The sequence below is a fragment of the Variovorax sp. LG9.2 genome (genome assembly GCF_035018885.1).
Classification (GTDB): Bacteria; Pseudomonadota; Gammaproteobacteria; order Burkholderiales; family Burkholderiaceae_C; genus Variovorax.
Genome location: NZ_JASJXB010000060.1, coordinates 1 through 9,340, shown reverse-complemented (window position 1 = coordinate 9,340; position 9,340 = coordinate 1). Strand labels below are relative to the sequence as shown.

Below are 9,340 nucleotides of genomic sequence, written 5' to 3'. Positions count from 1 at the left end.
GGGGCCCCCCCCGCCCCCCCGGGGCCGCCCCCCCGGCGCGGCCATCCATCTGGATGACGCCGCCTTCGAGGCCGTCTCCTTCATCGCCGACCGCACTGAACTCGTGAAGGACGCCGATGTGGTGCTGTGCGTGCAGCCGCCTGCTCTGGACGTGGTCGATGCGATGAAGCCGGGCGCGATCCTCATGTGCTTCGTCTACGCCCACAACGAGCCGGCGTTGGTAAAGCATCTGCTTGCGAAGAAGATCACCTGCTTCGCCATGGAGCGCGTACCGCGCATCACGCGGGCGCAGGCGATGGACGCGCTGTCCAGCCAATCGGCACTCGCCGGCTACTACGCAGTGGCGCTGGGCATGTCGCATCTGGCGCGCGTGGTGCCGAAGATCACGTCGGCGGCCGGCTCGATCGGGCCCGCTCACGTGCTGGTGATGGGCCTGGGCGTGGCCGGCCTGGAGGCCGTGGCCACCGCGCACCGGCTCGGCGCCGTGGTGGAAGGCTACGACGTGCGGCCCGAGACGCAGGAGCAAGTCCTGTCGCTGGGTGCGACCTTTGTCGACACCGGTGTCGATGCGACCGGCGAGGGTGGCTATGCGCGCGAACTCAGTGCCGACGAGAAGGCCAAGGTGGCGGACGTGCTGACGAAGCACATCCAGTCGGCGGACCTGATCATCACCACCGCTGCGATCCCGGGCAAGCCCTCGCCCAAACTCATCAGCCACACGCAGGTGGCGGGCATGAAAGCCGGAGCGGTGATTGTCGATCTCTCGGCCGAAGGCGGCGGCAATTGCGATGACACGCAGCCCGGCGCCACCGCGCAGGTGGGCCGTGTGACGCTGGTTGCGCCGTTGAACGTGCCGTCACTGCTCGGTGAGGACGCCAGCGAGCTTTATGCGAAGAACCAATACAACCTGCTCGCGCTGTTCATGAAGGACAACGTCGTCGTCATCGACTGGTCCGACGAGATCCTGGCAAAGACGGTGCTCACGCACGCTGGCGAGGACAAGGGTGCCGCTACCGACAAGGCGGCGAAGGCGGACAAAGCGGCTGAGTCCGCCAAGCCGGACAAGGCCAAGGCGACAGCTTCAGCCCAACACGCGGCGGCTTGAACCGAACAAGGAATATCCCATGGATTTTCACATCGGCATCGGCGGTTTCGTCGCGCTCTACATCTTCATGCTCGCCGGCTTCGCGGGCTGGGTCATCATCGGCCGCGTACCGGCGATCTTGCACACGCCCCTGATGTCGGGCTCGAACTTCGTACACGGCATCGTGGTGGTCGGCGGCATCTACGCCCTGCTGAACGCCAGCACCACGCAAGAGCAGGTCATTGGCTTCTTCGCGGTGCTGCTGGGCGCTGGCAACGCGGCCGGCGGCTATGCGGTGACCGACCGCATGCTGGCGATGTTCAAGTCCAGCGCGCACTCGGCCGGGCACGGCAAGCACCGCAATTCCGCCACCGTGAAGTCCCTGCACGCGAAGAAGGGCTGACATGGACATCTCCCTGCTCGCCTCCTTGCCGTCGCTCGGCATCGGGGCGGCCGACCTGGCGGCGGCCTTCCTGTTCATGTACGGTCTGCACCGCATGGCGTCGCCGGTGACGGCGTCGTCGGGCGTCTTCGTCGCGGGCATCGGCATGGCCGTGGCAGTGCTCGCCAGCTTTCTCTATGCCTTCGACGTAGACAGCGCGGCTCGCCCGCAACTGTGGGTAAACATCGGTCTGGCCGTCGTCGCTCTCGCGCTGGGTGGCTGCGTCGCATGGTGGGCAGGTCACAAGGTGGCAATGACCGCCATGCCGCAGATGGTGGCCATCTACAACGGCATGGGTGGCGGGGCTGCCGGCGCGATCGCGTCGGTGGAACTTTTCGGCGCCAAGACGGACGGCGTGACGGCACTCGTCGTGACCCTGCTTGGTGGCGTGATCGGCGCCGTGTCGCTCTCGGGGTCGCTGATCGCGTGGGCCAAGCTCGACGGTGTGATCAAGAAGCCGCTGCGCTTCAAGGGCCAGCAAGTGGTCAACGGCCTGGTGCTGCTGGCGACCTTGACGGTCGGTGCGGCCATCGTCGCGGCCGGCGAGGGGGCGTTGGCGTTGCCACTCTCGACGGCGGCGGCCATCTACCTGTTCTTCGGCCTCGCACTGGTGGTCGGCATCCTGATGACGCTGCCCATCGGCGGGGCGGACATGCCGGTCGTCATCTCGATCTTCAACGCGTGCACCGGGCTGGCGGTCGGGCTCGAAGGCTTCGTGCTGCAGAACCCGACGCTGATGATCGCCGGCATGCTGGTCGGTGCGGCGGGCCTGCTGCTGACGCTGCTGATGGCCAAGGCGATGAACCGATCGGTGAGCAACGTGGTGTTCAGCAACTTCGGCGAGACATCCAAGCACAAGCCGAGCAAGATCAAGGGAGAGTTGAAGCCCACGCAGCCCGGTGACGCCGGCATCGCGATGCGCTATGTCGCCTCGGCGATCATCGTCCCCGGCTACGGCCTGGCGGTGTCGCAGGGTCAGGGCAAATTGTTTGAGTTCGTCAAGCTGCTGCAGGCCGGCGGCGTGAGTGTCAAGTTCGCGGTGCATCCGGTCGCCGGCCGCATGCCGGGCCAGATGGACGTGCTGCTGGCCGAGGCCGGCGTGCCCTACGACATGATCTTCCAGCTCGAAGACATCAACGACGACTTCAAGACGACCGATGTGACGCTCGTCATCGGCGCCAACGATGTGGTGAACCCCGCCGCACGCACCGATAAGGCCTCGCCGATCTATGGCATGCCGATCCTCAATGCCGACCAGGCCAAGCAGGTGTTCGTCGTCAAGCGGGGCGATGGCAAGGGCTATGCCGGCATCGTCAATGCACTGTTCTACGGCGACAACTGCAACATGGTCTACGGCGACGCGCAAGCCGTGCTGATCAAGATGATCGAGGCGGTTCGCGGCCTGGGTTTGCCCGCGGCAGCCTGAATTTCATTTACTTCCCATATCGAGCGCCACTCCGTTAAGTCGTTCATTCACTCATCGAAAGACAACCCCATGTACACCGTCGGCACTTATCTTGCAGAACGGCTTTCCCAAATCGGCCTTAAGCATCACTTCGTCGTGGCGGGCGACTACAACTTGGTCTTGCTCGACCAGCTTTTGACCAACAAGAGCATGGAACAAATCTACTGTTCCAACGAATTGAATTGCGGCTTCAGTGCCGAGGGCTATGCGCGAGCCCAGGGGGCCGGCGCGGCGGTCGTGACCTTCAGCGTCGGCGCACTCTCCGCATTGAACGCCATCGGCGGCGCCTATGCCGAAAACCTTCCGGTCATTCTGATTTCGGGTACCCCCAACAGCAATGATCGAGCGACTGAGCATCTGCTTCACCATACCTTGGGAACGCACGACTTTCTCTACCAGCTGGAGATTGCCAAAAAGCTGACCTGTGCCGCCGTGTCCATCACCTCGGTCCTGGATGCCCCTGCGCAGATCGACCACGCGATTTGCACTGCATTACGCGAGAAGAAGCCCGCCTACATCGGCATTGCCTGCAACATTGCCGCGATGCCTTGCGCGGCGCCGGGGCCGATTAGTGCCTTGATCAGCGAGGATCCGAGCGACAGCAAGACGCTGACTGCCGCCGTTACCGCGGCCGCCGAATTCCTGAAATGCAAGGAAAAGCCGGTGCTGCTGATCGGCAGCAAGCTGCGTGCTGCGGGAGCCGAGAAGGAGGCAGTTGCGCTGGCCGAGGCGCTCGGTTGTTCCGTCGCGGTGATGGCTGCAGCCAAAGGCTTCTTCCCGGAAGAGCATCCGCAGTACGTCGGCATCTATTGGGGCGAGATCAGTACGCACGGGGCACAGGCCATCGTGGACTGGTCAGACAGCGTTATCTGCATCGGCGCACTTTTCAATGACTACTCGACGGTGGGGTGGACCGCCACGCCGCACGGACCCAGCGTCATGCTGGCGGACCCAAGCCATGTTTCCTTTTCGGGACATGATTTCGGTCGGATTCATCTGCGCGACTTTCTTTCGGCGCTGGCCAAAAACGTCAGCAAGCGCGACGCGACGATGGTCGAATATGCGCGAATTCGAACTAAGCAGGCCCCAGAACATCCCGCAGAACCCAAGGTCAAGCTGATGCGCGCGGAAATGGTGCGTCAGATCAGGCCCTTGGTCACGGCGAGTACCACGGTGATTGCGGAGACCGGTGATTCCTGGTTTAACGGCATTGCTCTGGCATTGCCGGAGGGCGCGCGCTTCGAAGTTGAAATGCAGTGGGGCCACATCGGCTGGTCAGTGCCGGCCAGCTTCGGCTACGCGCTGGGGGCGCCGGACCGAAGAGTGGTCGCCTTGATCGGTGACGGCGCCTTTCAGCTCACCGCTCAAGAAGTGGCACAGATGATTCGTCAGAAATTGCCGGTCATCATTTTCTTGATGAACAACCGCGGCTACACCATCGAAGTCGAAATCCACGATGGTCCTTACAACAATGTCAAGAACTGGGATTACGCCGGGCTGATGAAGGTCTTCAATGCCGAAGACGGACAAGGGCTGGGCTTTCGCGCCCATAACGGCGGAGAGCTCGCCACCGCCATCAAGAAAGCACTGGCCAACCACAAAGGCCCGACGCTCATCGAGTGCATGCTGGACCGTGACGACTGCACCCCAGAACTGATCTCATGGGGCCGACTGGTTGCAGCCGCGAATGGTCGGGCCCCGGCTCCGCGCTAGCGCCACGTCGCCCTTCTGGTCGAGCCGAGCGCGTTGACTCGGATTCCGTAACGCACCTCACTGGAATTCATATCATGGCAACTTCTCCCGCAAAGTCTCAGAGCGAGACGTTGGCCAGCGGCGATTCAGACAAGAGCGCGGCGTCACCGCCATACGACTTGAAACCGATGTTCTTTGTAGCTTGGTTGCTTTGCGCTATCTTCTACTTCTTTCAATATGCAGTGCGCTCCGCGCCGGGCGTCATGCAGAAGGAGCTGACGGCTGCCTGGGGCGGCAACCACATCGGCGCGATGATCTCGGCGTACTACGTGGCCTACGCCGTGATGGCGCTGGTGGCAGGGGTGCTGCTGGACCGCTACGGCCCACGCCGCACCATTCCGTTCGGCATTGCCGTGGTGGGTGTCGGCTGCCTGATCTTCGCGCAGGGCAGCGAAGCCGCCGGCATGGCGGGCTTCGTGCTGCAGGCCATCGGCGCGATCTTCGCGTTCATCGGGTCGTCCTACGTTGCTGCCCGCTACCTGCCGGCACGCATGCTGGCGTTGTTCATCGGCCTCACCCAGATGTTGGGCATGGCAGGCGCAGCGTTCGGGTCCAAGCCGGTTCACATGGCCATCGACCCGAGCGGAAGTTTCAATGTGCCGTGGCAAACCGTGTGGATCGCCTTTGCGTGCCTCGGTGGCGTCTTGGCAGTGGCCACCTGGTTCATCATGCCCCCCGAGAAGGGCGACAGCCCCAGCCATCACGGTGCGTTGTCGCTCGCCAGCGTCGTTAAGCCGTTCAGAGTGGTCTTCGGCAACCTGCAGAGCTGGCTGGCCGGCGCGGTGGGTGGCCTGCTCTTTCTGCCCACGACGATCGGCGCATTGGTCTGGGCCACGTCGTTCCTTCATGGCGGCGAGAACATGACGATGGCGGCTGCCGCGACGGACGCGTCGATGGTGCCCATCGGGTGGGTCATCGGCTGCCCGCTGCTCGGCTATATCTCCGACAAGATGGGGCGACGCAAGCCGGTCCTGATCGGGGGTGCGCTGGTCATGCTTGCCGCCGGACTGACCGCAATCTACGTTCCCGTGGGGACGCTCCCGCGCTATAGCGTCGCCTTGCTGCTCGGCATCGCATCGGGCGCCGCGATGATTCCCTTCTCGATGATGAAGGAGCTCAACCCGTCCGAGGTCAAGGGGACAGCCGCGGGGGTGATGAACTTCCTGGTCTTCGTGACGACCGGGATCATGTCGCCCTTCATATCGCGGCTGATGGTACCTTCGCAAAGCACTCCCATGACATTGGCCGAGTTCCAAACCGCGTTCATGCCGCTGGTCGGCGGCGTCGTGTTGGCCATCGTGCTGAGCTTCTTTTTGCGGGAGTCTGGTTCGTCCGCGACCCATCCCAAGACCGGCAAGGCATCGGGCAAAGTGACCAAGCCGGCCGCCGCGTAGCAAGTACGAATCCCCCGAAGTCAGAACCTCGCGCTACGACTTCGCAGTGGCTCGAAGCAAAGGAGCAACCCATGGAAATCGCCGTCTTCAGCACGAAGCCCTACGACCGCCGGTTCATCGACGCAGCGGCCTCGAAGCAGTACAAGCTTCACTATCTCGACGCGCAGTTGACAGCGGATACCGCGGTACTCGCGCGAGGCGCGAGTGCCGCGTGCGTGTTCGTCAACGATAAGGTCGACGACGCGGTGCTTCAGACATTCAAGTCGCTCGGCGTGGGACTCGTGGCCCTTCGTTCGGCGGGCTTCAACAATGTCGATCTGGCTGCTGCCAAGCGGCAGGGCATCGTCATCGCCCGCGTGCCGGCGTACTCGCCCGAGGCGGTCTCCGAACATGCGGTGGCCTTGATGTTGTCACTCGACCGCAATATTCACCGCGCCTACGCCCGCGTTCGCGAAGGCAACTTTGCGCTGGAAGGGCTGCTCGGTTTCAACCTGCACGGCCGCACCGTGGGCGTGGTCGGAACCGGCCGCATCGGGACCAGCGTTGCCAGGATCATGACCGGATTCGGTTGCAAAGTACTAGCCTGCGACCTCAAGCCAAGCTCCGCTTGCAAGGAGATCGGCGTTGAGTATGTACCGCTTGCCAAGTTGCTGGAAGAGTCGGACATCGTCACGCTGCACTGCCCGTTGACGCCGCAGACCCGGCACTTGATCGACGCCGATGCTGTCGGCCGGATGAAGCGCGGCGCGATGCTGATCAACACGAGTCGTGGCGCGATCGTCGACACGAAGGCGGTGGTCAGCGGCATCAAGAGCGGCGCCATCGGTCACCTTGGACTCGACGTCTACGAAGAGGAGGCCGCGTTGTTCTTCAACGACAAGTCGGATGAAGTGATCCGCGACGACGTGTTCGAGCGTCTGCTCACGTTCCCCAACGTGTTGGTCACGGGACACCAGGCCTTTTTCACCGCGGATGCGCTGAAAGCCATCGCAGACACCACGATGGCCAACATTGACGCCTTCGCAAAGACTGGCAAGCCTGTCCACGAAGTCACCGAAGCCACGTGACCGATAAGGGGAACTCTGATGCATGCCATGGTGTTGAGTTCCACGCAATCCTGACCCGCTATTTCCACCGAACATTGACCCACCCTATTTGTGAGCCGAGCGGCTCACGATGTGGATAAGTCCTTGGCTTTCTCCTTCTTCGTTGGGGTTGTTGCAGCAGCGGGTTTAGCCGAGCTGTTCTTGAACCTGAAGCTGTCGTGGCCAGTCTCCAGGATGTGGCAGTGGTGGGTCAGCCGCTCCAGCAGCGCAGTGGTCATCTTCGCATCGCCGAAGACGCTCGCCCACTCGCTGAAGCTCAGGTTGGTCGTGATCACCACGCTGGTCTTCTCGTAGAGCTTGGAGAGCATGTGGAACAGCAGTGCGCCGCCGGAGGCGCTGAACGGCAGGTAGCCGAGTTCGTCGAGCACCACCAAGTCGGCGTACATCAACCGGTTGGCGAGCTGGCCCGATCTTCCATTGGCCTTCTCATGCTCGAGCGCGTTTACCAGTTCGACTGTGGAGAAGAACCGAACCCGTCGATGGTGGTGTTCGATGGCCTGCACGCCGAGTGCGGTCGCAACGTGCGTCTTGCCAGTTCTCGGCCCGCCGATCAGCACCACGTTCTGCGCGCTCTCCAGGAACTCGCACCGGTGCAGCTGGCGCACCAGCGCCTCGTTGACCTCGCTGTGGGCGAAGTCGAAGCCGGTGAGGTCGCGGTAAGCCGGGAAGCGAGCGAGCTTCAGCTGGTAGGCCACCGAGCGCACTTCGCGCCTCGGCGGTCTCGGCCTTGAGCAGCTTGGCCAGCACCGGCTGCGCAGCATCGAAGGCGGGCGAGCCCTGCTGGGCCAGATCGGCCACAGCCTGAGCCATCCCGTGCATCTTGAGCTCGCACAGCATGATCACGATGGCAGCACTGGCAGGGTCATGACGCATGGCGCACCTCCGGAAGGTCAGGGATCTCGTTCGTTGAAGAAGAAGCCTCTGGTGCACTGCCTGTCTCCAGGCTCTCCAGGCGGCTTCTGAGGGTGTCGTAGCGCAGCACGTTGGCCTTGGGTTCGTTGGTGAGCCGCAGTGCCTGGGGCGCGGTGATCGGGGCCGGCACCATCGGCGTGCCGTCCAGCAGTCGATGCAGAATGTTCAGCACGTGCCTCTTGCTGGGCACACCCGCATCAAGCGCCAGCTCGACCGCCGTCAGCACCGCCTGCTCGTCGTGGTGCAGCACCAGCGCAAGCACCTCGACCATCTCGCGGTCGCCGCCTGGTCGCTTGAGCAGGGCCGACTGCAGACGCTTGAACCCCAACGGCAACTCGTGGAAGGGAGCGCGATTCCTCAATGTGCCCGGCTTGCGCTGCAGTACCGCCAGATAGTGATGCCAGTCGTAGACGGTCCGGCTCGGTGTGTCGTGCCGGCGATCGATGATGCGCATGTGCTCGCACACGATCTTCCCTTCGGCGGCGATCACCAGCCGCTCTACGTACACCCGCAGGCTCACCGGCCGGTCCGCGTACGGTGCCGGCACGCTGTAGCGGTTGCGCTCGAAGTGCACCAGGCAGGTCGGCGAGACGCGCTTGGTGTGCTCGACGAAACCGTCGAACGGGCGAGGCATGGCCATGAGCAGTGGCCGCTCCCGGGCCCAGACGTCGGCCACTGTCCCTAGCAGCTTGCCGTGGGCGATCTCGCCCAAAAGTGCGATGCATCGCTGCTGCAGCCAGTCGCTGAGTTCGCCCAAGGTGGCGAAGGCCGGCATGGGTTGCTAGAGCCGCTGCCGCGAATCGCGCACGTTCTTCTCTACCTGCCCCTTCTCCCAGCCTGAGGCCGGGTTGCAGAACTCGGCCTCGAACAGGTAGTGGCTGACCATCGCGCTGAAGCGCGCGTTGACGTCTCGCTCCTTGCCTCGGCGCACGCGATCCACGGCCGTCTTCATGTTGTCGTAGATGCCGCGCCGCGGCACACCACCGAGCACCTCGAACGCCCGGGTGTGCGCGTCGAACAGCATCTCGTGGGCCTGCAGGGGTAGGCCCGCACGATGAAGGCCCGGCTGTGGCTGAGCTTGAAGTGCGCGACCTGGAGCTTGGTGCGCTGTGGCGCGTCAATCCATCTGAGAGGCGCGCGACAGTCTGGATGAGAAGGATGTCGCGGCTTTGCGATGATGCCCGA

At 63.4% G+C, this 9,340-nt stretch carries 6 protein-coding genes and 2 pseudogenes; 6 read left to right on the top strand and 2 right to left on the bottom strand.

Translation table 11 applies throughout. The annotated features are described in order from the left end of the window. The 6 genes from QN413_RS26410 to QN413_RS26385 all read left to right on the top strand — a co-directional run. Positions 1–1,105, top strand: a 1,105-nt coding sequence (locus QN413_RS26410; protein ID WP_323499544.1) for an NAD(P) transhydrogenase subunit alpha, incomplete at its 5' end; no start/stop codon positions are given. A 19-nt stretch (positions 1,106–1,124) separates the two neighbouring features. Beyond that, positions 1,125–1,487, top strand: a complete 363-nt coding sequence (locus QN413_RS26405) for an NAD(P) transhydrogenase subunit alpha (RefSeq protein ID WP_323499543.1) — start codon at positions 1,125–1,127, stop codon at positions 1,485–1,487. A 1-nt stretch (position 1,488) separates the two neighbouring features. After that, positions 1,489–2,952, top strand: a complete 1,464-nt coding sequence (locus QN413_RS26400; RefSeq protein ID WP_323499542.1) for an NAD(P)(+) transhydrogenase (Re/Si-specific) subunit beta — start codon at positions 1,489–1,491, stop codon at positions 2,950–2,952. Between the two features lie 69 nt (positions 2,953–3,021). Next, entirely contained in the window at positions 3,022–4,704 is a 1,683-nt protein-coding gene (locus QN413_RS26395; RefSeq protein WP_323499541.1) for an alpha-keto acid decarboxylase family protein, read from the top strand. 74 nt (positions 4,705–4,778) lie between these two features. Next, positions 4,779–6,137, top strand: coding sequence for an MFS transporter (locus QN413_RS26390; protein ID WP_323499540.1), 1,359 nt, complete (start codon positions 4,779–4,781; stop codon positions 6,135–6,137). Positions 6,138–6,208: 71 nt separating this feature from the next. After that, entirely contained in the window at positions 6,209–7,204 is a 996-nt protein-coding gene (locus QN413_RS26385) for a 2-hydroxyacid dehydrogenase (RefSeq protein ID WP_323499539.1), read from the top strand. Positions 7,205–7,308: 104 nt separating this feature from the next. On the opposite strand, the pseudogene istB reads toward QN413_RS26385, so the two are convergent. Both istB and istA read right to left on the bottom strand, forming a co-directional pair. Further along, positions 7,309–8,116 (bottom strand): annotated as a pseudogene (istB, locus tag QN413_RS26380) (IS21-like element helper ATPase IstB). Further along, positions 8,106–9,340 (bottom strand): annotated as a pseudogene (gene istA / locus QN413_RS26375) (IS21 family transposase); the annotation flags it as partial. The pseudogenes istB and istA, both read right to left, overlap by 11 nt.

Excerpts from the sequence above, each read along its gene's own strand:
- QN413_RS26405 (WP_323499543.1), top strand. The coding sequence starts at position 1,125 with ATGGATTTTCACATCGGCATCGGCGGTTTCGTCGCGCTCTACATCTTC.
- QN413_RS26400 (WP_323499542.1), top strand. The coding sequence starts at position 1,489 with ATGGACATCTCCCTGCTCGCCTCCTTGCCGTCGCTCGGCATCGGGGCG.
- QN413_RS26395 (WP_323499541.1), top strand. The coding sequence starts at position 3,022 with ATGTACACCGTCGGCACTTATCTTGCAGAACGGCTTTCCCAAATCGGC.
- QN413_RS26390 (WP_323499540.1), top strand. The coding sequence starts at position 4,779 with ATGGCAACTTCTCCCGCAAAGTCTCAGAGCGAGACGTTGGCCAGCGGC.
- QN413_RS26385 (WP_323499539.1), top strand. The coding sequence starts at position 6,209 with ATGGAAATCGCCGTCTTCAGCACGAAGCCCTACGACCGCCGGTTCATC.